The 23,256-nt window shown below is 70.6% G+C and carries 27 protein-coding genes; 20 read left to right on the top strand and 7 right to left on the bottom strand.

Annotation, left to right across the window (positions count from 1 at the left end; translation table 11 throughout):
* Positions 1-101 precede the first annotated feature (101 nt).
* From KBX50_RS24695 to KBX50_RS24670, 6 genes are all read left to right on the top strand, one after another.
* Positions 102-530 (top strand): RidA family protein, encoded by a 429-nt coding sequence (locus KBX50_RS24695; RefSeq protein WP_210940081.1) that lies wholly within the window; start codon positions 102-104, stop codon positions 528-530.
* Positions 527-1,051: a 3-hydroxyanthranilate 3,4-dioxygenase gene (locus KBX50_RS24690; RefSeq protein ID WP_210940080.1), complete on the top strand. Its 525-nt coding sequence runs from the start codon at positions 527-529 to the stop codon at positions 1,049-1,051. The genes KBX50_RS24695 and KBX50_RS24690 overlap by 4 nt, the downstream gene beginning before the upstream one ends.
* Positions 1,051-2,073 carry an amidohydrolase family protein gene (locus tag KBX50_RS24685; protein ID WP_210940079.1) on the top strand — a complete coding sequence of 341 codons (1,023 nt, stop codon included), beginning with the start codon at positions 1,051-1,053 and terminating at the stop codon, positions 2,071-2,073. The genes KBX50_RS24690 and KBX50_RS24685 overlap by 1 nt, the downstream gene beginning before the upstream one ends.
* Before the next feature lie 72 nt (positions 2,074-2,145).
* The gene (locus KBX50_RS24680) at positions 2,146-3,609 is read left to right on the top strand and encodes an amidase (RefSeq protein WP_210940078.1); all 1,464 of its coding nucleotides are present in this window, start codon (positions 2,146-2,148) and stop codon (positions 3,607-3,609) included.
* A gap of 70 nt (positions 3,610-3,679) precedes the next feature.
* On the top strand, positions 3,680-3,964 hold the full coding sequence (locus KBX50_RS24675; RefSeq protein WP_210940099.1) for a hypothetical protein: 285 nt from the start codon (positions 3,680-3,682) through the stop codon (positions 3,962-3,964).
* Positions 3,951-4,364: a DUF5130 family protein gene (locus tag KBX50_RS24670; protein WP_210940077.1), complete on the top strand. Its 414-nt coding sequence runs from the start codon at positions 3,951-3,953 to the stop codon at positions 4,362-4,364. Before KBX50_RS24675 ends, KBX50_RS24670 begins: the two co-directional genes overlap by 14 nt.
* Positions 4,365-4,437: 73 nt before the next feature.
* Here KBX50_RS24670 and KBX50_RS32970 read toward each other — a convergent pair whose 3' ends face one another.
* Positions 4,438-4,626, bottom strand: a complete 189-nt coding sequence (locus tag KBX50_RS32970; protein ID WP_247674356.1) for a Uma2 family endonuclease — start codon at positions 4,624-4,626, stop codon at positions 4,438-4,440.
* 274 nt (positions 4,627-4,900) lie between these two features.
* Positions 4,901-7,450: an aminopeptidase N gene (pepN, locus tag KBX50_RS24660; protein WP_210940076.1), complete on the bottom strand. Its 2,550-nt coding sequence runs from the start codon at positions 7,448-7,450 to the stop codon at positions 4,901-4,903.
* Positions 7,451-7,666: 216 nt separating this feature from the next.
* Between pepN and KBX50_RS24655 the strand changes: the two genes are divergently transcribed.
* The 4 genes from KBX50_RS24655 (at position 7,667) to KBX50_RS24640 (ending at position 10,576) form a co-directional block, all read left to right on the top strand.
* Complete coding sequence (locus tag KBX50_RS24655) at positions 7,667-8,290, top strand: disulfide bond formation protein DsbA (RefSeq protein ID WP_210940075.1); 624 nt, start codon at positions 7,667-7,669, stop codon at positions 8,288-8,290.
* A 146-nt stretch (positions 8,291-8,436) separates the two neighbouring features.
* Complete coding sequence (locus KBX50_RS24650) at positions 8,437-8,760, top strand: hypothetical protein (protein WP_210940074.1); 324 nt, start codon at positions 8,437-8,439, stop codon at positions 8,758-8,760.
* Between the two features lie 82 nt (positions 8,761-8,842).
* Positions 8,843-10,039: a DUF1015 family protein gene (locus KBX50_RS24645; protein WP_210940073.1), complete on the top strand. Its 1,197-nt coding sequence runs from the start codon at positions 8,843-8,845 to the stop codon at positions 10,037-10,039.
* 69 nt (positions 10,040-10,108) lie between these two features.
* Positions 10,109-10,576, top strand: coding sequence for a ribose-5-phosphate isomerase (locus KBX50_RS24640; protein ID WP_093411285.1), 468 nt, complete (start codon positions 10,109-10,111; stop codon positions 10,574-10,576).
* Between the two features lie 70 nt (positions 10,577-10,646).
* Here the strand turns inward: KBX50_RS24640 and KBX50_RS33675 are convergent, their stop codons facing one another.
* Together KBX50_RS33675 and KBX50_RS24630 are read right to left on the bottom strand one after the other, a co-directional pair.
* Complete coding sequence (locus KBX50_RS33675) at positions 10,647-10,973, bottom strand: hypothetical protein (protein ID WP_210940072.1); 327 nt, start codon at positions 10,971-10,973, stop codon at positions 10,647-10,649.
* A gap of 128 nt (positions 10,974-11,101) precedes the next feature.
* Positions 11,102-12,334 (bottom strand): GNAT family N-acetyltransferase, encoded by a 1,233-nt coding sequence (locus KBX50_RS24630; RefSeq protein ID WP_210940071.1) that lies wholly within the window; start codon positions 12,332-12,334, stop codon positions 11,102-11,104.
* 112 nt (positions 12,335-12,446) lie between these two features.
* Between KBX50_RS24630 and KBX50_RS24625 the strand changes: the two genes are divergently transcribed.
* The 3 genes from KBX50_RS24625 to KBX50_RS24615 all read left to right on the top strand — a co-directional run bounded on the left by KBX50_RS24625 (position 12,447) and on the right by KBX50_RS24615 (position 14,752).
* Entirely contained in the window at positions 12,447-12,986 is a 540-nt protein-coding gene (locus KBX50_RS24625) for a hypothetical protein (RefSeq protein ID WP_210940070.1), read from the top strand.
* Between the two features lie 366 nt (positions 12,987-13,352).
* The gene (locus KBX50_RS24620) at positions 13,353-13,697 is read left to right on the top strand and encodes a PadR family transcriptional regulator (protein WP_247674355.1); all 345 of its coding nucleotides are present in this window, start codon (positions 13,353-13,355) and stop codon (positions 13,695-13,697) included.
* On the top strand, positions 13,694-14,752 hold the full coding sequence (locus KBX50_RS24615) for a hypothetical protein (protein WP_210940069.1): 1,059 nt from the start codon (positions 13,694-13,696) through the stop codon (positions 14,750-14,752). The genes KBX50_RS24620 and KBX50_RS24615 overlap by 4 nt, the downstream gene beginning before the upstream one ends.
* 23 nt (positions 14,753-14,775) lie before the next feature.
* Here KBX50_RS24615 and KBX50_RS24610 read toward each other — a convergent pair whose 3' ends face one another.
* On the bottom strand, positions 14,776-15,411 hold the full coding sequence (locus KBX50_RS24610; protein WP_210940068.1) for a response regulator transcription factor: 636 nt from the start codon (positions 15,409-15,411) through the stop codon (positions 14,776-14,778).
* Positions 15,363-16,619, bottom strand: coding sequence for a sensor histidine kinase (locus tag KBX50_RS24605; RefSeq protein ID WP_210940067.1), 1,257 nt, complete (start codon positions 16,617-16,619; stop codon positions 15,363-15,365). Before KBX50_RS24605 ends, KBX50_RS24610 begins: the two co-directional genes overlap by 49 nt.
* A 161-nt stretch (positions 16,620-16,780) precedes the next feature.
* On the opposite strand from KBX50_RS24605, the gene KBX50_RS24600 reads away from it, so the two are divergent.
* Both KBX50_RS24600 and KBX50_RS24595 read left to right on the top strand, forming a co-directional pair.
* Positions 16,781-17,794, top strand: a complete 1,014-nt coding sequence (locus KBX50_RS24600) for an acyl-CoA desaturase (RefSeq protein WP_210940066.1) — start codon at positions 16,781-16,783, stop codon at positions 17,792-17,794.
* Positions 17,795-17,824: 30 nt separating this feature from the next.
* A complete protein-coding gene (locus KBX50_RS24595) occupies positions 17,825-18,733 on the top strand; it encodes a S9 family peptidase (RefSeq protein WP_210940065.1) in 909 nt (302 codons plus the stop codon).
* 182 nt (positions 18,734-18,915) lie between these two features.
* On the opposite strand, the gene KBX50_RS24590 is transcribed toward KBX50_RS24595, so the two are convergent.
* A complete protein-coding gene (locus KBX50_RS24590; RefSeq protein ID WP_210940064.1) occupies positions 18,916-19,473 on the bottom strand; it encodes a hypothetical protein in 558 nt (185 codons plus the stop codon).
* A gap of 400 nt (positions 19,474-19,873) precedes the next feature.
* Between KBX50_RS24590 and KBX50_RS24585 the strand changes: the two genes are divergently transcribed.
* From KBX50_RS24585 to KBX50_RS24570, 5 genes are all read left to right on the top strand, one after another.
* Positions 19,874-20,254: a VOC family protein gene (locus KBX50_RS24585; RefSeq protein WP_210940063.1), complete on the top strand. Its 381-nt coding sequence runs from the start codon at positions 19,874-19,876 to the stop codon at positions 20,252-20,254.
* 356 nt (positions 20,255-20,610) lie between these two features.
* The gene (locus KBX50_RS24580) at positions 20,611-20,763 is read left to right on the top strand and encodes a hypothetical protein (protein WP_247674354.1); all 153 of its coding nucleotides are present in this window, start codon (positions 20,611-20,613) and stop codon (positions 20,761-20,763) included.
* Complete coding sequence (locus KBX50_RS32960) at positions 20,760-20,912, top strand: hypothetical protein (RefSeq protein ID WP_247674353.1); 153 nt, start codon at positions 20,760-20,762, stop codon at positions 20,910-20,912. Before KBX50_RS24580 ends, KBX50_RS32960 begins: the two co-directional genes overlap by 4 nt.
* 45 nt (positions 20,913-20,957) lie before the next feature.
* Complete coding sequence (locus tag KBX50_RS32955) at positions 20,958-21,164, top strand: hypothetical protein (protein ID WP_247674352.1); 207 nt, start codon at positions 20,958-20,960, stop codon at positions 21,162-21,164.
* 516 nt (positions 21,165-21,680) lie between these two features.
* Positions 21,681-21,890, top strand: coding sequence for a hypothetical protein (locus KBX50_RS24570; RefSeq protein WP_210940062.1), 210 nt, complete (start codon positions 21,681-21,683; stop codon positions 21,888-21,890).
* The last annotated feature ends 1,366 nt before the right edge of the window (positions 21,891-23,256 follow it).

Here is a 23,256-nt window from a genome sequence, read left to right as displayed (position 1 = left end):
CCCGACGTGGTCGGGCTTCGCGCGCCGGTGCCAGGTGGGTGGTGGTCTGAGGTGGTCGGCGCCGGTGCTGGCTGTCCGTCCGGTCGTCGGGGGAGTCTGTCGTGAGTGGTGATGCTCGGGTTGTCGTGGGCAAGGCGGTTCCTCGGGGGGCTTTTCCGCACGTGAAGGTGGCGGGCGGGTTCGTCTTCGTGTCGGGCACGTCGTCCCGGCGGCCGGACAACACGTTCGTGGGTGTGTCGGTGGACGAGTTCGGCACGACCGACCTGGACATCCGGGCACAGACCCGGGCCGTGATCGAGAACATCGCGGACCTGCTGCGGTCGGTCGGTGCCGAGCTGGCCGACCTGGTCCAGGTGACCAGTTACCTGGTCAACATGAATGACTTCGGGGGATACAACGAGGTGTGGGCGGAGTTCTTCGACGCGACCGGGCCGACCCGGACGACCGTCGCCGTGCACCAGTTGCCGCATCCGCACCTGCTGATCGAGATGCAGGCCGTCGCCCTGCTCCCAGAAGGAGGCCAGCCATGAGTGAGATCGCCGAGCCGTTCAGCTTCCCCGGCTGGATCGCCGAGAACCAGCACCTGCTGAAGCCGCCGGTGGGCAACAAGGAGATGCTGCCCGGCTCCGAGGACTTCATCGTGATGGTGGTCGGTGGACCCAATCAGCGCACCGACTTTCACGTCGACCCGTACGAGGAGTTCTTCTACCAGGTCAAGGGCAACATGCACATCAACCTGATGCTGCCCGAGGGCCCGCGTACGGTGCACGTGCGCGAGGGGCAGATGTGGATGCTGCCCCGGAACACGCCCCACTCGCCGCAGCGACCGGAGGCCGGCTCGATCGGGATGGTGATCGAGCGGGTACGCGAGGAGGGGACGCTGGAGAAGTTCCAGTGGTACTGCCCCGAGTGCTCGCACAAGGTGCACGAGGTGGAGTTGCAGGTGCGGGACATCGCCGCCGACCTGCCACCGGTCTTCGCGGCGTTCTACGCCGACGAGTCGGCGCGCACCTGCGACAACTGCGGCGCCCTGCACCCGGGCAAGGGCTGATGACGGGTCCGTCGGTGTCGCCGGTGGTGGACGTGCACACGCACGTCGTACCGAAGGGATGGCCGGACCTCGCTGCCGCGTGCGGTGGGTCCGGCTGGCCCTGGCTCCGGATCGACTCGGAGCGCGCTGCCATGATCATGGTCGGCGAGACACCGTTCCGCCCGGTCGGCGCGGAGTGCTGGGACGCCGACACCCGGCTGGCCGACATGACGGCCGACGGGGTCGACGTGCAGGTGGTCTCGCCCACCCCGGTCTTCTTCTGCTACGACCGCCCGGCCGACCAGGCGGTGAAGGTGGCCCAGATCTTCAACGACCTGACCCTGGAGGTCACCGCTGCGGGCGGGGACCGGCTGCTGCCGTTCTGCCAGGTGCCGTTGCAGGACCCGGACGCGGCCTGCGCCGAGGTGGACCGCTGCCTCGCAGCCGGCCACGTCGGTGTGGAGATCGGCAACCACGTCGGCGAGCGGGACCTGGACGACGCCGGCATCGTGACGTTCCTGACCCACTGCGCCGAGGTCGGTGCGCCGGTCTTCGTCCACCCCTGGGACATGGCCGGCAGCCCCCGGCTGGACCGCTGGATGGCCCGGTGGCTCACCGGCATGCCCGCCGAGACCCACCTGTCGGTGCTGGCGATGATCCTCGGCGGGGTGTTCGACCGGGTGCCGGACACGTTGCGGATCTGCTTCGCCCACGGCGGTGGCAGCTTCCCGTTCTGGCTGGGGCGCGCCGACAACGCCTGGCACCGCCGCGGTGACCTGGTACGCGGTGCCTCCGCCGCGCCGCCCAGCTCCTACGTCGACAGGTTCTACGTCGACTCGGTGGTCTTCTCGGCTCCGGCGCTGCGGCTGCTCGTCGACACCATGGGCGCGGAGCGGGTGCTGGTGGGCAGCGACTACCCGTACCCCCTGGGCGAACGCCCGGCCGGCGCGGTGGTCCGCCAGGCCGATTTCCTCACCGACGCGGAGCGCACCAGCCTGCTCTCCACCAATGCCCTCCGCTTCCTCGGGCGAGGCGATATATGAGGGCGGAATGCTGACGGCCGTGACGCTCGTGTCGAGGCGGCGACGAGTGGCCTGAGCGGGCAGGATGGCGGCATGGCCGAGCCGCATGACCTGACCGCGCTGGAACAGGCCGCCGCGCTCGCCCGTGGCGAACTGTCCAGCCTGGACCTCGTCGAGCATCATCTGCGGCGGGTCGACGCGCTCGGCGACACGGTGGGCGCCTTCGTCACCGTTACCCCCGAGCTGGCGCGCGAAGCCGCCCGCGCCGCCGACACGACGCCGGTCGATCGGCGTGGGCCACTGCACGGGGTACCGACCGCGATAAAGGACCTGACCCTGACGGCGGGCGTCCGCACCACGTTCGGATCGGCCGCCTTCGCGGACTTCGTACCGCCCGTCGACGCCGACGTGGTGCGCTTCATGCGGGCTGCCGGCCTGGTCAGTCTCGGCAAGACCACCACTTCCGAACTGGGCTGCTCGCTGTACTCGGAGACCCTGGTGGCACCACCGGCCCGCAATCCGTGGTCGTTGGCGTACACCGCCGGCGGCTCCAGTGGTGGCGCGGCGGCGGCTGTGGCGGCGGGCCTGGTGCCTGTGGCGCAGGGCTCCGACGGCGGGGGCTCCCTGCGGATTCCCGCGTCGCTGTGCGGGCTGATCGGCTACAAGCCCAGCCGCGGCATGGTCTCCGGCGGTCCGCTCGGATTCGGCGCCTTCGGCCTGCCGACCAGCGGTCCGCTCGGTCGGACCGTCACCGACGTGGCCGCGCTGCTGGACGTGCTGGCCGAGCCGGTGCCCGGCGAGCCGTACCTGCCACCGCCACCGCCGCCGGGCGGCTATCTCGCCGCCGCCCGGGCCGCCGAGCCCGGCCCGCTACGGATCGGCCGGTTCACCACCCCGATGCTCGCCGACGAGCCGGTCCACCCGGACTGTGTCGCCGCGGTGGACCGGGCCGCGGCGTTGCTCGTCGCCGCCGGGCACGAGGTCGTCGAGGTGCCGGCACCGCTCGGCCCGCAGGTCTGGCCGTTGTTCGAGATCGTCTGGTACGTCCTCGCGCTCGCGCCGGTGCCGCCGCAACGGGAGTCCGAGCTGCTGCCGCTGACCCGTTACCTGCGGGCCCAGGCCGCCGAAATCTCCGCCGGTACGCTCACCGCGACCCTCGGCGAGATCCAGGCGCAGGTACGCCTCGGCGCCCGCCGTACCGCCGGCTGTGACCTGCTGCTCTGTCCCACCCTGGCGGCCCCGCAGGCACCGGTCGGCTGGTTCACCCAGGGACGCACCCCGGCGGAGGATTTCGACCGGCAACGCCGCTTCTCCCCGTACTGCGCGGTCTTCAACGTCACCGGGCAACCGTCGGTTTCGCTGCCGGTCGGCGTGACCGCCGAGGGGCTGCCGGTCGGCGTGCTGCTCACCGGCCGCTACGGCGACGACGCGAGGCTGATCGCGACCGCTGCGCAACTGGAAGCCTCCAGTGGCGGGTGGGATCGGCACCCCGCAGTCTGGCGGAGCGTCGGCTCCGCTAACGTGAATGACAGCGGAGTCGGGAGGTCACCGCGGTGATCCGCCACCCGACCCGATCGAAGATCTCTCTTTCCGCCTGGGGGCGTTGGGATTGTCTGTAACCGACACGTTGCTGGTCTTCGTCGGCATCCCGGCAGCCATCGTGCTGGTGATCGCCGGCCTCGTCTACGCGGGCAGCCAGGGCGGTGGTGGCGGTGCCAAGCGGTACCGGCCGGGCCGGCCGTTCACCTTCACGCCGGTGTGGTTCCTCGGCCGCCCCGAGGAACTGGCCGACTCCGTGGGCACCGCGCTGTCGGTGGGGGCACAGGCGCCCGCGCTGACCAGCCGCACGCAGGAACAGGCCGGCGTCGAAGCGCCGACCGGTGGAACCGGAGGCGCAAGTGACCGTTGGTGAGAAGCAGCACGCGGCCGGGACGGAGAACCCGCCCGACGTGCTCGACGGGCCGTTCTCGACCCGCCAGCTGCTGCGCATCGACGAGGCGCTGCGGGTCGCCGACCGGACGACCGGCCTGGTCTTCTCCGTCTTCGTCGGCGGCCTCGACGAGCCGGTCCGGGAGCACGCCGAGCGGCTGCACCGGCAGCTGGCCGAGCCCGACCGGTCGGTGCTGATCGCGATCTCACCCAACCAGCGTCAGCTGGAGATCGTCACCGGCCGGTACGCCCGCAAGCGCGTCCCGGACACGTACGCCAAGATCGCCGCGCTGTCGATGGTGGCCTCGTTCGGTGGCGGCGATCTCGCCGGCGGGATCATCCAGGGCCTCGACCAGCTCTCCCGCTACGCCGGCAAGGGCTGAGCCCGACCCCTACGCCAAAAGCCCGGCCCGCGTCGCGCGCGGCCGGGCTTTTGCATGGCCAGGATTCCCAGCTTCACCTGGGCCAAGCGGACGGATCCAGCCGCATCGGCCACGGCTCGGTCACCTCGACCGGATCGTCCGGCCCAACCGTGCCGAGGAGGTTGTAGTGAACCTCTTCAACCAGTTCGTAGCGGTACACCACCGGGCCGAAGTCGCCCCGTTCCACCCGCCAGTAGAACGGGATGCCTGCCTCGCCCGCCACCCCTCCGGGGCCGCCTGCCGCATCGCCATCCGAATGTCATCAGCCAACTCGTGATGGTATGGACCGGCGGATGGGGTCACGTGGAGGCTCCCGTCGATGATCTCGTAGCGGCTTCCATCCTCTGGCAGGTCGGAGAGATCCTGCTCCCGCCAGCTTCGCTCGGGTGGGCGCCGCTCGTGAATCGGCTGTGCCATCACGTCCGCCTCCTTCCATCACCATAACCGGCGAAGCCGGCGCGGGCGCACACCCACGCCGGCTCCAGGCTCCCGCCTTGTCAGGCCGTCCGGGCGTCCCGGGCCTGCGCGGCGAGCGCGCGGACCACGCCGTCGCGGCCCTCGGCGACCAGCCGCCGCAACGGCCCGGGGTGACCCTCCTGTGCCAGCCAGGCGTCGGTGGCCTCGACGGTGTCGTCCTGCACCAGGTATGCCGGGTACAGGAGCATGGCGAACTCCTGCGCCGGCTCGCTGTCCCGGGTCGCCCAGACCTGCCCGACCGCAGCGAAGTAGCGGTCCCGGTACGGCGTGATCAGTTCCACCTGCGTGGGGTGGCTGAAGCCCTGCAACAGGGCCCGGTGCCGCCAGTTCGGCAGCGCCTCAGGGCCGGTCAACTGAGCCCAGACGGCGGCCTTGTTCGCCTCGGTCGGCACCAGCGCGTGCGCGTACGCGGCCTCCCGCTCACCGCTGGAGGTCTTGTCCCGGGCCAGCTCCGTCTCGATCTCCGCCGCCCCGGCCACGCCGTTGGCCACCAGCGCCTGCAACACGCTCCACCGCAGCTCGGTGTCGATGGTCAACCCCGGGGTCACCTGGGTGCCCTCCAACCAGCCGCGCAGCACGGCCAGGTCCTCGCCGGAGCGGGCCGCGGAGACGTACGCCCGGGCCCAGGCCAGCTGGAAGCCGCTGCCCGGCTCGGCCGCGGCGAGCGCGGTCCTCGCGGTCCGGGCCAGGTCGGCCCAGCCGGTCGGTGCCCAGGCCGGGTCGGCGTAGAAGGTGAGCGCGCTGCTGACCTGGCGCAGCGTCGCGGTGACCAGGTTGATGTCCGTCTCCGCCGGTAGCCCGGCCAACACCAGGGCGACGTAGTCGCGGGTGGCCAACTCGGCGTCGCGGGTCATGTCCCAGGCGGCGGTCCAGCACAGCGCCCGCGACAGCGACGACTCGAGGCCGGCGATGTGCTGGACCACCGTCGCCATGGACCGCTCGTCCAGTCGCAGCTTGGTGTAGCTGAGGTCGTCGTCGTTGAGCAGCAGCACGTCGGCCGCGGGCACGCCGGTGAGTTCGCTGAGCTCGGTCAGCTCGCCGTCGACGTCGACCTCGTACCGCTCGCGGCGGACCAACCGGCCGTCGGTGAGGTCGTAGAGCCCCACCCCGATCCGGTGGGTACGCAGGGTGGGGTAACCCTCCGGTGCCTCCTGACGGACCGCCACCCGCTGGTAGGTGCCGTCCACGTCGATGGTCAGCTCCGGGCGCAGCGTGTTGACCTGGGCGGTTTCCAGCCACTGTGAGGCGAAGGTGGTCAACTTGCGACCGGAGGCGGTCTCCAACTCGGACAGCAGGTCGTCGAAGGTGGCGTTGCCCCAGGCGTGCCGGGCGAAGTAGGCGCGCAGGCCGGCCAGGAACGGCTCCTCGCCCACGTAGGCGACCAACTGCTTGAGTACGCTGGCGCCCTTGGCGTACGTGATGCCGTCGAAGTTGACCTCGACGGCCTCCAGGTCGGGCATCTCGCAGTAGACCGGGTGGGTGGAGGAGAGCTGGTCCTGCCGGTAGCCCCAGTTCTTCCGGATGGACAGGAAGGTCGTCCACGCCTCGGTGAACCGGGTGGCGTGCGTGTTGCACCAGTGGCTGGCCCACTCGGCGAACGACTCGTTCAGCCACAGGTCGTTCCACCAGCGCATGGTGACCAGGTTGCCGAACCACATGTGCGCCAGCTCGTGCAGGACGGTGTTGGCCCGCTGCTCGTACTCGAAGTCGGTGACCTGCGAGCGGAACAGGTAGTGCGACTCGGCGTGGGTCACACAGCCGAAGTTCTCCATCGCGCCGGCGTTGAAGTCCGGCACCCACAGCTGGTCGTACTTGGGCAGCGGGTACCGCACCCCGAACTGCTGATGGAAGAAGTCGAAGCCCTGCGTGGTGACCAGGTTCAGCTCGTCGGAGTCCAGATACTGCGCCATGCTCGCCCGGCAGAAGTAGCCCAGGTCGATGCCGTCGTGGGTGTACCGGACCTCGTGGTACGGCCCGCCACACAGCGCGGTGATGTAGGTGCTCATCCGGGCGGAGGTGGCGAAGTGGACGGTCTTGCGGCCCTCGCCGGCTGCCTCCTCCCGCTCCACCGGCATGTTGGAGATCACCTTCCAGTGATCCGGGACGGTGGCGTGCCAGGTGTAGACGCTCTTCAGGTCGGGCTGGTCGAAGCAGGCGAAGACCCGCTGCGCGTCGGCCGTCTCGAACTGGCTGTAGAGGTAGGTCTCACCGTCGACCGGGTCGACGGTGCGGTGCAGCCCCTGACCGGAGTTGGAGAACGCGAAGTCCGCGTCGACGACCAACGTGTTCTCGCTGGCCAGCCCGGTCAGCGTGAGCCCCTTCTCGGCCGAGAAGTCGGCCAGGTCCACCGGGGCGCCGTTGAGCGTCGCCGAGCGTACCGAGTCGGCCGCCACCTCGATGAACGTGCTCGCCCCCGGTTCGGCGCAGCGGAACCGCACCTCGGTGGTCGACCGGAAGGTACGACCGTCAGCGGCGTGAACAGCACTGGACAGGTCCAGACTGATGTCGTACCCGGTCACGTCGAGCAGGCGGGCCCGCTCGGTCGCCTCGACCTGTGTCAGGTTGCGCACTCCCGGCACTGTTCGTCTCCATCCCACTCTCGCCGTCGTCACGGTCGCACGTTCCGTCGACCGCTCGTGACGGCCGGTCCGGGCCTGAGTCTTCCATGTACGGGTAGGCGGTGGTGGGCGAGGTCACGGCTCGATCCTCGGGCAGGTGGCAGGGGGCGGAGCAAAGATCGGAGGTACGCCGGTGAGCCGGCGAAATCATTACGAAAGGAACTCGTCGTGAACGAGCGCGTCACCGTAGACATGTGGTTCGACCCGATCTGTCCCTGGGCGTGGCTCACGTCCAGATGGTTGCTGGAGGTGGAGCGGGTTCGTCCGGTCGACGTCCGCTTCCAGGTGATGAGCCTGTCGGTGCTCAACGAGGGTAGGGAGCTGTCCGACGACTACCGGGAGCTGATGCGGAACGGGTGGGGGCCGGTACGGATCTGCGTCGCGGTGCAGCAGCGGCACGGCGCCGACGCCGTGCGGGCGCTCTACACGGCCCTGGGTACGCGGATCCATCTCGGCAAGGAGCCGCTCGGTCCGGAGTTGTACGTCGCCGCCCTGACCGAGGCCGGACTGGACCCGGCGCTGTCCGAGGCAGCCGGGGACAGTGACCTCGACACACCGCTGCGAGCCAGTCACGAGGCTGGTATGAGGCCGGTCGGCACCGACGTCGGCACGCCGGTCATCCACGCTCCCGGCCCCGACGGCCGGCAGGTCGCCTTCTTCGGGCCGGTGGTCACTCCGGCGCCCAAGGGCGAGGCCGCGGGTCGTCTGTGGGACGGCGTCCTGTTGGTCGCCGGCACCCCCGGCTTCTTCGAACTCAAGCGCAGCCGCGACCTCGACCCCATCTTCGACTGAGGTGCGAGCAAGGCACGTTGGCGACGCCTGGTGACCCGGCGGCTCCGACGCCCGGCAGCGCCGCTGCCGTCGGGCCCGGCGTCACCGGTGCGGTTACGGACTCGTTTGTCCCGATGTCCGCAGCCCACCGCTCGTGGAGGTGCCTGGTGGCCAAGCATCGTGCCCCGGTCGACGACCGCTGGAGTCGGGAGGAGGGCGTCGGCGGGGGAGTGCCACGGCCGGCACCGATGCCGGGGAACGGTCGGGCGGGCGCCTGGTCCGCTCCCCGGCAGGATCGCAGCCCGAACGCGGCGGGCCGGTTCGGGCGCAACGGCGCAGTGGGCATCGCCTCAGTCCCCGCCACCTCGCGGTTGACCCCTCCCGGCCGCGAGATCCGCAACCAGGGGCCCCGGCCGGCGCTGCCGCGCCGCCCCATCGTGGTACCAGCGCTCGCCGGCCGGCATCGACGGGCGGCCGAGGCGGAGCGTTGAGCTGGTGACCCGGCTTTCATCTGGTGGGCTCGGGGCGGGTCCGGCGGCGGCACCCGACGCGTCGCCGGTAGCGTCAGCGGTCATGACGGTCGTGCACCCGATCACCCGCGCCTGGATCACCACTGGTGGTACCGGTGCCCAGAACTACGACGAGTTCGCCGACGACGCGGAGATCACCGCGATCATCGAGGCGAATCCGCACAGCGCCCTCGGCATCGAGATGCCGCACAAGGCCCCGGAGAGCCTCGGCCGGTCGTTCGCCGACGCCCTGCCGGACGCGGTGAGCCGCCTCGCGGAGGCGAAGGCCGACGGCAGCTACACACCGGCCGAACAGGTGGTGGTGCTGTACCGGATCAGCGCGCCGGGCGAGGAGCCGGCCTACGGGCTGTTCGCCATGGTCGACACCGATCAGATCTCCACCCGGGCCGACGAACCCGGCCTGGTCATCCGCAACGAGGACGTCTTCATCGCGAAGGTGCGCGAACGGGTCGCGCTGGCCGAGGCGCTGGGGCACCTGCTCTCACCCGTACTGCTGCTGCAGACCGGGCGCGGCGACGAGCTGCATGTCGCGCTCGCGGCGGCCACCGACACGGCCGGGGCGCCCGCCGCCACCGACACCGACCAGGCCGGACGTACCCACGCCATCTGGCTGGTCGGTCCCGGCCCGCAGCAGGACGAGCTGACCGCCCTGGCCGGTGGGGGCGAGTTGGTCGTCGCCGACGGCAACCACCGCAGCCTGGCCGCGCAGACCGGCGGGATGTCCCGGTTCCTGGCGGTCGTCACCACTCCGGCCTCGGTGGCCATTCAGCCGTACAACCGCCTGGTGAGCGAGCTGACCACGACTCCCGAGGAGCTGCTGGAGCGGCTGGGTGCCGCCGGGGCGCGGATCACCGAGCTGGATGGCCCGGCCGAGGTTCCGGCGACCGGCGGCAGCGTCGTGCTCCAGCTTCCCGATCAGGCGTACGCGGTGACGCTGCCGCACACCGGCGCGGGTCGCCTGGAGAATCTCGACCACGCCCTGGTCGAGCGGTTGTTGTTGCGCGACGCCCTCGGCCTGGATCCGGGTGACAAGCGGATCACCTACGTGGGCGGTGACTATCCGTCCAGCTGGCTCACCGGCGAGGTCCGGGCCGGTCGGGCCGAGTTGGCCATTCTCATCGCGCCGGTGACCGTCGACGATTTCGTCGCGGTGAATCTGGCCCGGGAGAAGATGCCCCGCAAGAGCACCTGGTTCACCCCGAAGGCGCGCGGCGGCCTGGTGGTCGCCGAACTGCCCTGATCCGGTGCCCGTCCCACCGGGCGCCGCCCCGGCGGTGCCCGGTGGGACGGGCCTGACAGACTGCGCGTTATGCGCGTCTACCTGGGATCCGATCACGCCGGTTTCGAGTTGAAGGTGCACCTGGCCAACCACCTCGCCAAGCAGGGGTACGAGGTGGTCGACATCGGCCCGCACGCCTACGACCCGGAGGACGACTACCCGGCCTTCTGCCTGCACGCCGGCACCCGCGTGGTGGCCGACCCGGGCAGCCTGGGTGTGGTCATCGGTGGCTCTGGCAACGGCGAGCAGATCGCCTCGAACAAGGTGGCGGGGGTACGGGCGGCGCTGGCGTGGAACGTCGAGACCGCCCAACTGGGCCGACAGCACAACGATGCCAACGTGGTCGCCGTCGGTGCCCGTCAGCACACTCTCGACGAGGCCACCGCCATCGTCGAGGCGTTCCTGACCACCTCGTTCTCGGGCAGTGACCGGCACGCTCGTCGGATCGCCCAGGTCGCCGAGTACGAGCGCACCCGGCAGCTGCCCGACCTGCCCTGATCCGCGACTCTGGGACGATCACGCCTGATCCGGGGTGGGGGCAGACCACTCGACCCCGGATCGGGATGGGTCAGCGGCGGGGCAGCTCGTCGCGAGGGGTCCAGTTACGGCGGACGATGACAACCCGCTCCGCCGCCGCGGCGAGATCCTCGTCGGTGGGTCGGGCGGCGTCCCGCGCCCGCATCGCGGCGGTCACACTGACCTGCGACGACCCGGACCCGACCAGCCCACGTAGCCCCCGTTCGCCTTCCTCGGGGGCGCCGTTGCGTCGCCCGCGCGGGGCCTCACCGCCGTCGTGCACCCCGGCCGTGGTGGCCGCCGCACCACTGTCGACCCCGCCCCCCGGGGCACCGTGGTGCCGATGCCGTCGCCGCCGCCGTTCCCCGCCATCCGCCACCCCCCGACCGTACCCCCACCGCCATCCACCCGCCCGCTTCGCCGATTATGCAGTTGTGGCAGTGACAAAGGGTGCGTAAGACCTCATGTCAACGACCATTTCTGCATGATCGGCGGGGCGGGGACGGGTCAGAAGATCTCCATGGCGGAGGGGGCGCGGTGCCAGGTGAAGGCGGGGCCGGTGGCGGTGAGCGCGCCGGAGCGCAACTCGCGCAGCCGGCCGGTCTCCGCCAGCGCCGTCGGGGTCACGCCGCCGAGGAACAGCTCGCCGAGGCAGCGTACGTCGCAGGCCAGATCGGCCGGCCCGCTCGCCGGTGTGCAGGTCGCCTCGGCCGGCCCGCCGCGCAGCCGCCACCGGCCGGTGTTCTCCGGCAGCAGGTGGTCGGTCACCTCGATGACCACATCGACGTCGGTGGCGTAGCGTCGGGCGGCGAGCGCGGCCGGCACGTCCACCACCCGTACCCACAGCGCGTCGATCAGCCGGAGGTTGAGCCGGCGCGGTTCGTTCACCAGCCGCAGCAGCGGCTCGTCCACGGCCGCCCGCATCCAGGCCAGCCGTCGGGTCAGGTCGAGCGAGAGCAACATCCGCCAGATCGCCAGGTACCCGGCCGGGGTGCTCGCCACCACCTCGTCGACCGTGGTGAGGCTGTTCGGGCCGGCGTCGTCCCACTCGGCCTTGGTGCGGAACAGCCCGTAGCCGTCGACACCGTCGGGTCCCTCGTGCAGCACCACCCGCCGCTCGGTGGCGCCACCACGATGTGCCTCCGGGTCGACCAGCACGTACCGCCACCACCTGTCGTCCCGCGTCGACCAGCCCGGACGATCGGCGCGGGCGCGGTCGTACACCCGGGCCAGGTCGGCCTGTCGGTCGGCCGGCCGGTCCAGGCGCAGCCGGCCCTCGTCCGGCATGGGTGCCGGTAGCCGCAGTTCGGTGGTCTCGCCGGAGACGTGGAACCGCTGCGAGGCCAGGCCGTAGCCGAAGCGCGGATAGATCCGGCCCTCGCTGGCCCAGAGCACCGCGACCGGCTCCCGGCGGCTGTCGTAAATCTGACGCAGCTGGCGGTGCATCATCGCGGTGAGCAGACCCCGCCGACGGTGGGTGGGCGCGACCCCGACCATGCTCACGTGGGCGGCGGCCAGGTCCCCACCGGGCACGCCGAGCTTCCGGCTGAACGCGGTGGCGGTGGCCACCAGGTCGGATCCGTCGCGTATCAGCAAAGCGCGTTCCGGCTCGAAGATCGGCCGTTCGGCATCCCGGGCCTCGGTATCGAGCGTCTGATGAAACAGGGAACCGAGGAACCCGTTCATTTCGTCGAAGTCGTCGGCGTTGGCGGTATCGATCGCCAGGGTGGAGGTGGTCACCGCTCGTGTCTAGCCGATCGGTGCGGGTGGGGCGACCGATTTGCGGGCTGGCTACCCTCGAAGTCTCCAGCAGCGTCCGGGGGCGCCGCCGGTGAAAGGGGGAGGGAACGACATGGCCGAGCAGACGCAGCCGTGGGCGGAGCGGACCGTCGAGGTGCCGCCACAGCCCGATGGCGGGGTGCCGCCGCAGCGCGACCCGTACCGTCGTGGTGTGGCCCAGGTCGGTGCCCGGGCGCCGCGTACCGAACCGTTCCCGGCGGTGGAGCATGAGCAGACCGGTACCGGCTGGCCCGGCGAACCGGCGCCGCGTCAGCCGTTGAGCTGGCACGTGGCCCGGTTGAAGCGCGGCGGCGAGTGGAGCTTCGCGGGCGCGCTGTTCGCCTTCGTCTGCTGGGGCATCTGGGCGATCTCCGGCGGCGGCGACCTCGTCGGACCGGTGGTGATCTTCGTGCTGAGCCTGCTCGTCGCGGCCGGGTTGTTCACGCTGGCCCGGCTGCTCGGCCGAGTGGTGCTGGAACGGCAGCTGGGCCGGGTCCGGCGCACCGCCCGGGGAGCGCATCTGGTCACGGCGGTGTTCCTGACCGGCCTCGGTGTCGCGTTCCTGCAACAGACGCAGTGGATCATGGACGCCTGGAACTGGCTGACCAACTAGGCTGCCGCTGCGGGATGCCCGCGCGAGGGTCCCGGCCGCCGGGCGGGCCGGCCCGTCGGCCGGCCCGCCCGGGAGGTGGCCGCGGCACCGCGACCGAGGTCGTCACTCCACCAGGACGGCGGCCTGCTTACCCAGACCAGCGCGATTCATCCCCGCCGGTGCGGTTTCCCGGCCGTGCCGTCCGGCCCCTGCCGTACCTCCCGACCCGGGTCGCGGCCGAGCAGCTCGGTCACCACGTCCTCCGGTGTGTGGCCCTCACCGAGCTCACTCCGGTCCGTACCCCGGCAGTACCCGGAGCATGCCCACCCGCCAGCCTCCACGGAGTGATGCTGGCAAAGATATATTGCCGGACACTATATTGGGCTGATGAGTTCCGGGGCGATGACCGAGCCGACCTTCTTCGTCCTCACCGCGCTGCTCGACGGCCCGCGTCACGGCTACGGCATCGTCGCCGACGCGGCGGAGTTGTCGCAGGGCCGGGTGCGGCTGAAGATCGGGTCACTGTACGGAGCCCTGGACCGGCTCGTCGGTGGCGGCCTGATCGAGCTGGACCGTGAGGAGGCCTGGCAGGGCCGGCTGCGCCGGTACTACCGACTGACCGAACGGGGACGTCACGCCCTCGACGCGGAGGCCCGACGGCTGGCCGCCAACGCCCGGCTCGCCTCGACCCGGCTGCGCCGACAGAGCCCGATCGAAGGGACGTCCGCATGAGCCGGCTGGAGGAGCGCTACCGCCGGGTGCTGCGGCTGCTGCCCACCGGATACCGGCGGCAGTGGGAGGACGACATGGTCGCCGCCTTCCTGGAAACCATGCAGACCGGCGACGCCGAGACCGACGAGTACCTCGCCGACCACGGCCGCCCGAGCCTGGCGGAGGTGACCAGCATCGTGTCCCTCGCCGTCGGATTACGGATCGGTGGGCCTGACGCGCCACCGCGCCCGTACGCCTGGGGGCAGGCGGTCCGCCTGGCGGTGCTGGCCGGAGTGCTGACCCAGGCGGCCATGGCCACCGTCGGCCTCGCCGTCACGCTGTGGCTCACCGGCGCGCTGAGCTGGCTGCCCGCGCCCACGTCCGAATGGGCTCTCGTTCCGCCCAGCAGCAGTTGGCAGGCCACCTTGAACGTCGCCGGGTACGCCTGGCTGCCGGCCTTCCTCGCCCTTGTCCTCGGGCACCGGCGAGCGGCCCAGGCCGTCGCCGTGATCGCCATCGTGCCGAAGGCCATCGCAGTCGCCGTCGAGCAGAGCAGCGGCCCTGCACCGCTGACCGTGGCGGCGTGGGCGATGCTGCTCATCGAGCTTCTCCTGCTGGTTGCGATGTCGGCCGTCCACCGTGACGGTGCGCCGGTGGCGCGCCGACGCTGGCTCCTGGCCCTACCGGCGGGCATCCTCGCGGTTCCCGTACCGCTGTTCGTCGCCCAGGCGACCACGCCGGCGCTACGGCTGCTGGACTGGCCGGGCCTGTGCTGTGCGCTGGTCGTCGTTGCCATGGTGGTCCACCTGGGCGTGTGTGCATTCCGTCCACCGGCTCGCACACTGCCCTGGTCGCTGGCGCTGGTCATGCTCGCCGCGACCGCACTCGTCCTGCGCACCGCGACCCTGCCCGACGTCGTCGGCCAGACGCAGCGCACGGCACTGCTGACGATCGCCTCGGTGCAGGCCGCCGCCGTCCTGGCGGTGGGCGTCCCCCTGGCCGTACGTGCCTTCCGGGCGCTGCGCCAACTGCCGCCGGAGTCGGCTGCCGCGGCACCACACTCCACCGCCGACTGATCGGAGCCGGTACGCGTTGCGCCTCAGGCGTTCAGGTACGCCAGCACGGCCAGCACCCGACGGTTGTGGTCATCGGAGGGCGGCATGTCCAGCTTGGTGAGGATGTTGTTGATGTGTTTGCTCACCGCCTTCTCGGTGATCCGGAGCTTGACGGCGATCCCGGCATTGGAGCGGCCCGCGGCCATCTCGCCGAGCACCTCCCGTTCCCGGACGGTCAGGGCGGCCAGCGGCTCCCGACGGGCGAGGAGCTGCGTGATCACCTCGGGATCCATGGCACTGCCGCCGGCAGCGACGCGGCGCACCGCGTCGATGAACTCGCCGACGTTGGCGACCCGATCCTTGAGCAGGTAACCGACGCCACCCTGCGGAGTGCTGAGCAACTCCCGGGCGTACAAGGGCTCGACGTGCTGGGAGAGCACCAGGATCGGCAGTCCGGGTATCCGGTTCCGGGCCGCGATCGCGGCCTGCAAGCCCTCGTCGGTGAACGTCGGTGGAAGACGGACGTCGACCACCGCCACCTCGGGCTTGTGGGTGACCAGGGCGGGTAGCAGGGCCGGGCCGTTGTCGATGGACGCGACCACGTCGAAGTCGAAGGCCTGCAGGATTCGGGTCAGTCCGTCGCGAAGGAGTGCGTGGTCCTCGGCGATGACAACGCGCACGGCAGCTCCATGGTGACGACGGTGGGCCCACCGAGCGGGCTCGACAGCGCCATCGTGCCATCGAAGGCGGCGAGGCGACGCTCGATACCACGCAGACCGGTGCCGGCGGCGGAGTCGGCGCCGCCGGCACCGTCGTCGGTCACCACCATCGTCAACCGTCCCTCGACGTGGCGCAGCGACACCCACGCGTGGTGCGCGCGACTGTGCCGGACCACGTTGGTCAGGGTCTCGGCCACGGCGAAGTACGCCGCCGACTCGACCGGCGTGTCGAGCCGGCCGGGAAGATCGGCGTCGACCGCGATCGGCACGGGCAGGCTGAGCGCCAATGCCCGCACCGCGCCCTCCAGACCGCGTTCCGCCAGTACGGGCGGATGGATGCCGCGGACGAGATGCCGCAGCTCGACCAGCGCCGTACCGCTCGACTCGCGCGCCTCAGCGAGCATCTCGTGAGCCGCGGCCGGATTACGGTCGATCAGTTCGTCGGCGAGCCCGATCATCATGCCCAGCGAGACGAGCCGCGCCTGGATGCCGTCGTGCAGGTCGCGTTCGATGCGGCGCAACTCGGCGGCCTGAGCGTCCACCGTGCCGGCCCGGGTCACGGTCAGCTGGGTGACGCGCAGGCGGAGTTCGGCGGCACTGGTCGGCGCGAGGAGAAGCCGGTCGAACAAAGCGTCGACGCGACGCAGCCACGGTGCCAACCACAGGCCGAGGGCCAGGATGGCCGCACCCTGCGGAACGCAGAGCAGGGCCTCCCCCAACGAGTCGACGGACCAGACCGTGCCGTAGCCGTACCAGTCGGTGCCGAGCCAGATCCACACCGGCGTCAGCGTCAGCCCCACCAGCCCGTACAACGGTATGGCCAGCGCGATCACGCCGAGGACGACCCCGACCAGGGCACCCGGCACCAGCCAGGCGAGATCCCGCCAGGTGGCCGGGTCGGTGACGACCCACCGGAAGCGGCGCCAACCCCCGGGCACGGCCCGCTCCGGCGGCGGATGGTACGGACGGGCCACCAGGACACCGGACTGGGCGGCGATCCGCCGCTCAAGATCGGTGCGTTTCCTGACCAGCTTCGTCGTCCAAGGCACCAGCGCCATGCCGAGGAAGGGCACCGGAACCAGCGCCAACGCGACGATCGACAGGACGAGCAGCGGGAAGTTCGTGAGCGCCAGACCGATCGCGGCCACCCCGGCCAGCACGGAACGCACGCCCCGGCGGACCCACGGGACAATCCGTTCACCAGCTCCGGCCACTTCCACAGGTCACATTCTGCCCACGGTGGCCGCCGATTGTCGGTGGTGCCAGCACCCCCTCGACAGCGGGGGGTAGCGCTCCTGACGGCGCGGATCGTGGGCGGTTCGCTGGATCCATGACGACCACGACGACCGGCAGCGATTTCGCCGTACTCTCCCGCCGGATCACCGGAGCGGGACTGATGCGGCGGCGGCCCGCGTACTACCTCGTCCGCCTGGGCACCGTCGCGCTCATGTACGTCGGCGGTTGGACGGCGTTCTTCGTCCTCGGTTCCTCCTGGTGGCAGATGATCACGGCCGTCTTCCTCGCCGTCACGTTCGCCCAGGTGGCGCTGGTGGCGCACGACCTGGCGCACCGTCAGGTGTTCCGTACCAGACCACCAAGTGAACTCGCCGGACTGCTCGCCGGGAACCTCGGCGTCGGGATGAGTTACGGCTGGTGGATGGACAAGCACACCCGCCACCACAACAACCCCAACCACGACGACCTCGATCCGGACGTGGCTCCCGAGGTGCTCATCTGGGCCGCCGAGGCAGCCGCCGGTCGGCGCGGGCTGAAGGGCCTCATCACCCGGCACCAGGCCGTCCTCTTCTTTCCGCTCCTGACGCTGCTCGCCGCCAGCCTCAAGGTGTCAAGCGTCAAGGCCCTGCGCGACGGCACGGTGCGGCGTCGCGGTGTGGAGAGCGCCCTGCTGGTGCTGCACGCCGTCGGCTACCTCACGGCGCTCCTCGTGGTCCTCACGCCACTCCAGGCCGTCGCCTTCCTGCTGCTGCACCAGGCCCTGTTCGGCGTCTACCTGGGCCTGACGTTCGCCCCGAACCACAAGGGCATGCCGCACCCGACCGGCGACGAGGACTTCCTGCGCAAGCAGGTGTTGACCTCCCGCAACGTCCGTGGCAACTGGCTCACCGACGTGGCGCTCGGCGGCCTGAACTACCAGATCGAACACCACCTGTTCCCCGGCATGCCGACGCCGAACCTGCGCAAGGCGCAACCGATCGTGCAGGCGTACTGCGCCGAGATCGGCGTGGCATACGAACAGACCGGCCTCGTCGACTCCTACCGCCAGGCCCTGCGCCACCTGCACGAGGTCGGCGCCCCCGCCCGCGCCGAACACGCGGCCCGTTGAGCCCCGGCACGGCGCGGATATCGTGACACCGTGCTGTTCGAGCCGGTGTCGACGGAACTGTCCTTCCGACACGACGGTGACGAACTGGTCGGCGACCTGGTTCAACCACCCGGGCCGGGCCCGTACCCGGCGGTGGTCTTCGTCGAGGGCTCGGGGCCCGGCGGGCGCGACCTGGGGGAGTGGCCCACCCGGCTGGCCGCCGCCGGCTTCGCCAGCCTCGCCTACGACAAGCCGGGTTCGGGTGCCTCACGCGGAGACTGGACCCGCCAGCGGCTCACCGACCGGGCCGGGGAGACCCTGGCGGCGGTCCACGCCCTGCGTCAGCATCCGGACGTACGAGCCGACGCGGTCGCACTGATCGGCCACAGCCAGGGCGGCTGGGTGGCCCCACTCGCGGCGTCCCGGAGCGACGCGGTCGCGGCGCTGGTCTGCGTGTCCGGCCCCGGGGTGGGCGTGCTGGCCCAGGAGGAGTACCGGCTGCGCCATCAGCTTCCCGCCGAGGGCTACACCGAGGCTGACGTCGAGCAGGCGGTGGCGCTGCTCCGCGAGCAGATCCACCGGGTACGGTCCGGCGACGATCCGGTTCGCGTCCACGCCGCCCAGGCGCGCTGGCACACCGCACCGTGGTACGCGCTACTGGCCGGCACGACACCCCGATCGATCGCCTTCCTCGTCGGCATCGCCGATCACGATCCGGCCGTCGCCCTCAGGTCACTGACCTGCCCGATGCTGGCCATCTACGGTGCCGAGGACCTGCTCGTACCGGTGCCGGAGAGCGCCCGGGCCGTCGCCACCGTCCTCCGCGACGCCGGCCACGACGACCATGAGATCGTGGTGTTCCCCGGTGCCGACCACAACATCCGGGTCCGCACCGCCCGCGCCCCCGGCTTCGACGAACTGATCGTCACCTGGTTGCAGCACCGACTCTGCCACCGATGATCGTGCTGCCGCTGCCGCTGCCGCTGCCGCTGCCGCTGCCGCTTGCCTCACACGGAAGTCCCGCCCGTCGACCGTCAGGAGCACCGAATCACCCTGCGCGTGGCCGGGCCGCAGATGCTCCGGCTGCAAGCCCGGCTCGGGTTCACGAGACATGGCCGCTTCAGGGTCGTGGACGCTGGAGATCAGCGACCGCGCGCCAACTCCTCGACCTCGGCGAAGCTCACGACGCGGTCACACTCATCATCGGTCAGCTTGTTGATCAGGGCCTTGCCGGCCTGAGCCTGCCGGGTGGTGGGCAGCGCACCGGCAACAAGGTCCGGCAGCGCCAACTCATAACCCACCCGGGCCCTGGGCGAATAGCGATGACGGGTACGCGCCACCGCACTCGCCACCCGCACGGCATGCTCATTGCCCGGCGGAACATGCCGTCGATCGACCTCACGGGCACCGAACCGCATCCGATGATGGAACTCGCACGTCTCGCACGTGGCCGGTCCCTGGGTCAGCCGTGACCCACACGCCGGACAGCTCAGCCGATCGATCGCGCCGTCGACGGTGCGCCAGTCGTACGCCGCCGGGTCATCGACCACCAGCCGGGCCAACTCGATCGCCTCGGAAGAATCAGGGTCGACCTCAAGGCCGACGGCGAACCGCTCCCACGACCGACGAATCTCCGTCTCGATCTCCGCGACCACTCCGGCCAGCAGCGCGCTACGCCAAGTGTGGCAGTCACCAGTCACGGCGCCAATCGTGGCAGCACCACAAGCACCGGGGCGACGACATTCCGCGGGGCCGAGAAGCCATGATGGATCTCCGGTCATGGTTCTGCCTGGAGAGAGTGGTGAACGAGTCCCACAGGAACGCGGCGCCGCTGCGTCGCGCTCGGGAGACTGACTTCGGCGACGCGGCTCGCCGGCAGAGAGGCGAGCCCTGGAGGCTGTGCACGTCCCTTCCCACGGCAGGATCCAGGAATGGCCGTGTTGCTCGGCTTCCGGCCAGACGACCTGGCCAGGCAGCCTGAAATTCCGAGCCCACTCGCCTCGCCCGGTACGATCGCGAGCTTGCACTCACTGCGGGGAGCCCATGAGATCCGCGTGCGGCCGCCCCGGCAGTTCCCGTGTTTGAAAGTAGGTCTCGTCAATGGCATGCCGAATCGGTGAGCTCGTGCTCAAGTGCCGCGACCCTGAGGTGCTGGCGCGGTTCTGGTGCGAGGTCCTGGACTTCGTCGAACTCGATCGTGGAGAGGAGGTCTACATCGAGATAGGCCCGCGCGAAGGGTTCGGCGGCCCGCAGCCGACGATCTTCCTCATCCGCAACGACGAGCCGAAGAATGGGCATGCCCGGCTGCACATCGACGTCAACCCCACGGACCGCGATCAGGACGCCGAGCTCGAACGCCTCTTGGCCGCTGGGGCCAAACTCGTCGACATGGGTCAGCCTGCGGATGCCTCCTGGCATGTCCTCGCCGATCCAGAAGGCAATGAGTTCTGCCTGCTCAAGCGCCGCCTCGACCCACTCTGACGGTCCATCGCTCCGATGATCGACGCAGCCCCCGGCCGCCGCCGGAAGGATCTGGCGATCCCAGCGCCTGGTCAGCGCTGGTGTGGTGCTGCCCCATCATGACCGCTGTTGACCGCCTGGGGCGCCGGTTACTGGCACGTGGCTGGCACGGCGGGCGTGGTTGTCCGGCGGTGTGTGGGCTTACCGCCTCCGGCCTTCGGGCCGGGGGCGGCTTGCCGTGCCGCCGGCTTTCGCGCATCCGAGTGACGGTGGTGCCGGCGCAGACCGTGCGACAGTGAGTGGCGGTGTGTGAGGGAGGAGGTGGGTCGTGATGTCGAGCAACGCCGAGCGGATGCCCGAGTGGCCGACCGCTGAGCATGTGCCGGCAGAGGAGTTGGCCCGCCGGGCGGGGTGTGCGGCCGGTCGCCTCCGTCGATGACCTGGCCCGGCCGGACCTGTTCGAGTCCGACGAAGAGCTGGACGACTTCCTCGCCGACCTGTACGCCTCTCGGCGGGCCAGCGCCGCGTGAGCCTGGTCGTCCTGGACACCGACGTCGCGTCGGCGATCCTGCGCGGTCGGCTGCATGACCGGCTTGTTGCCAGGTTGATCGGTAAGACCCTGTGCATCACGTTCGTCACGCTCGGAGAGTTGACCAAGTGGACGGGGCTGCGGAGCTGAGGGCCTGGCAAACTGGCCGACCTCGCGCAGTGGCGATCCGGGGTCGTGCTGCTGCCCTTCGACGAGGCGGTGGCGACGACCTGGGGTCGGCTCCAGGCGCGGGCGCAGCATCGGGGGCGTCCCCGCCCGACAAACGACTCCTGGATCGCGGCCTGCTGCCTGATCGACAGGCTGCCGCCGGCGACCCGCAACGGCAAGGACTGCGCCGACTTTGCCGAGTACGACGGCGTACGCCTGTTCGACGTCTCATAGCTGCCCCGTCCCGGCCCGCCGCGACCGGATTACGGTGACTGATCCTGCCAGTCGGCAGCCGGCCGGACCCACACACCCGGTGGCAAGCCGCGCAGCGGCGCGGCAGCCGGTCACCCCAACCTCGACGGTGGACGACCACTGCCGCGATCGTCCTGGCCAAGACATCGACAGCCTGGAGGACGAAGCGATGCAAGCGGCCGAGGTCAGGGACGGCTCGGGGACAGCAGGGGCGGTCGCTCCGAACTATCGTCCCGCCCATGCAGTTGGACGTTTTCCCACTCCCACAGATGTTCTTCGCGCTGGCCTTGTGGCTGGCTGGGCAGGCCGTCTTGTACTTCGTGATCCGGATGGCTGTGCGCCACGCCCTTGAGGACGCGGATCGTCGGCGAGCATCACAGCCACGTGGGTAAGCCGTGCAGCCCCGCCGCAGGCCGCCAGCCCGACCGAGTGGGGCGGGGCTGCACCACGCTTGCGCGGTGCCTTGATGAGTTCGTAGGAGAGGGGCCGGCGGCGCTGGTGTTCACCGGGGACAAGGGAGTGGTGCTGCGTTCCGGCAACTTTCGGCGGGCGGTCGGGTGGGCGTGGGAGCTGCGGACGGCTGGCATGCCGGAGCGGTTCCACTTCTACGACCTGCGGCACACCGGCAACAACCTGGCGGCGGCGGCCGGGGCCAGCACGCGGGACCCGATGTATCGGATGGGCACGCCAGCATGCGGGCGGTGCTGATTTACCAGCACGCCAACAGCGAGCGTGACCGGGAGATCGCCGACGCCATGGACCGCCGCCTCACGCAAACGGCCCAGGTTCGGCGATTGTGCCGCAGCTGACCTGGGCCGGAGTTCGTGGAGCGGGCGACGGGAATCGAACCCGCACCGTCAGTTTGGAAGATCGTTTCCGGATGTCATGATCTGCCCGGATCGCCTGGTCAGCGGTGGTGCCGTGCTGCCCGATCATGACCGCTGTTGCCCGTCTGGGACACGGGTTACTGGCACGTGGCTGGCACGGCGGCATGGTGGGCGTGTGGTTGTCCGGCGGCGTGCGGCTCACCGCCCCCGGCCCCACGGGCCGGGGGCGGCTTGCCGTGCCGCCGGCTCTCCCCGCGCCTAGACCTGGTACCTCGGTGGCAAGCCGCGCAGCGGCGCGGCAGCCGATCGCCCCAGGTTCTGCGGTGGCCAACGCCTCCGCGATCGTCACGGCCTGGCTACGGTGCTTTGTCGGCAGTTGGCACCATCGGCGATGCCCGAGGTCGGCGAGGCTGGAGAGACGATGAGCTGGGAAGTAGCAATATCGACGGCCACTGCTGTTGTCGTCACGCTGTTAGGTGTCGCGGCCGGTGCTTGGGTCACCGACCGAAGCCAGAAGCACTCGTGGTCGCGGAGCGCGCTGGCGGAGGCGTGCGCCATTCTGGTCCAGGAACAGGCCGCCACCTATATGGCTCTTATACGGTGGCGCTCCGACGAGGCTGAGCGCGTCGATTGGGCTGGTTGGAACGCTGCACTCGCCCGCCTGCAACTGGTGGCACCGACAAAGGTCGTAGATGCGGCCCTGCGGCTAGACACAGCCTTCTGGCACTTCAGCGCCGGTATCGGCGATCACGTGGACGAGGCTGGGTGGTGCCGGCTACGCGACGACCTTAACCAGCAGCGTCTAGAGTTCGTCAACCTCGTGCGGCGGCACCTCACTCCTTCCGCAGGCGAGTTGGAACGCCTTGTTGGGCAGCCGGTGAGGCCAAGCGAGTTTGCACGGAGCACCGCCCCCACCCGGGCTGCCTCATCCTCCAGTGGCCCTGCATCCCCTCCGCAGTTCGATCCTCCGGAGTCACTTCGTTCCTAGGGGCCTCCGATCGCAAGCCCGCCGCGCCGGCCGATGCCGGCCGGAGGCCGCCAGCAGGCCGAGTGCGGCGGGGGGCCGCGCTTGCGCGGCCCTTGATCCAAAAGAGAGCGTTTCGGCAAGCTGAGGCTTGAACCCTGAACCCCTCCGGCGGCCTGTGGATGAGCTCAGATCGGGCGGATCGATGCTCTGACCTGGGCGGCGTCTCTCGTTGCCTTACAGCGCTTGACAGCCCTTGTCGGCGTCAATTGTGCCCAGCTTG

Source organism: Micromonospora sp. C51, assembly GCF_018070435.1.
GTDB classification, from domain to species: Bacteria; Actinomycetota; Actinomycetes; order Mycobacteriales; family Micromonosporaceae; genus Micromonospora; species Micromonospora sediminimaris.
This window is presented reverse-complemented; position numbering and strand designations above follow the sequence as displayed.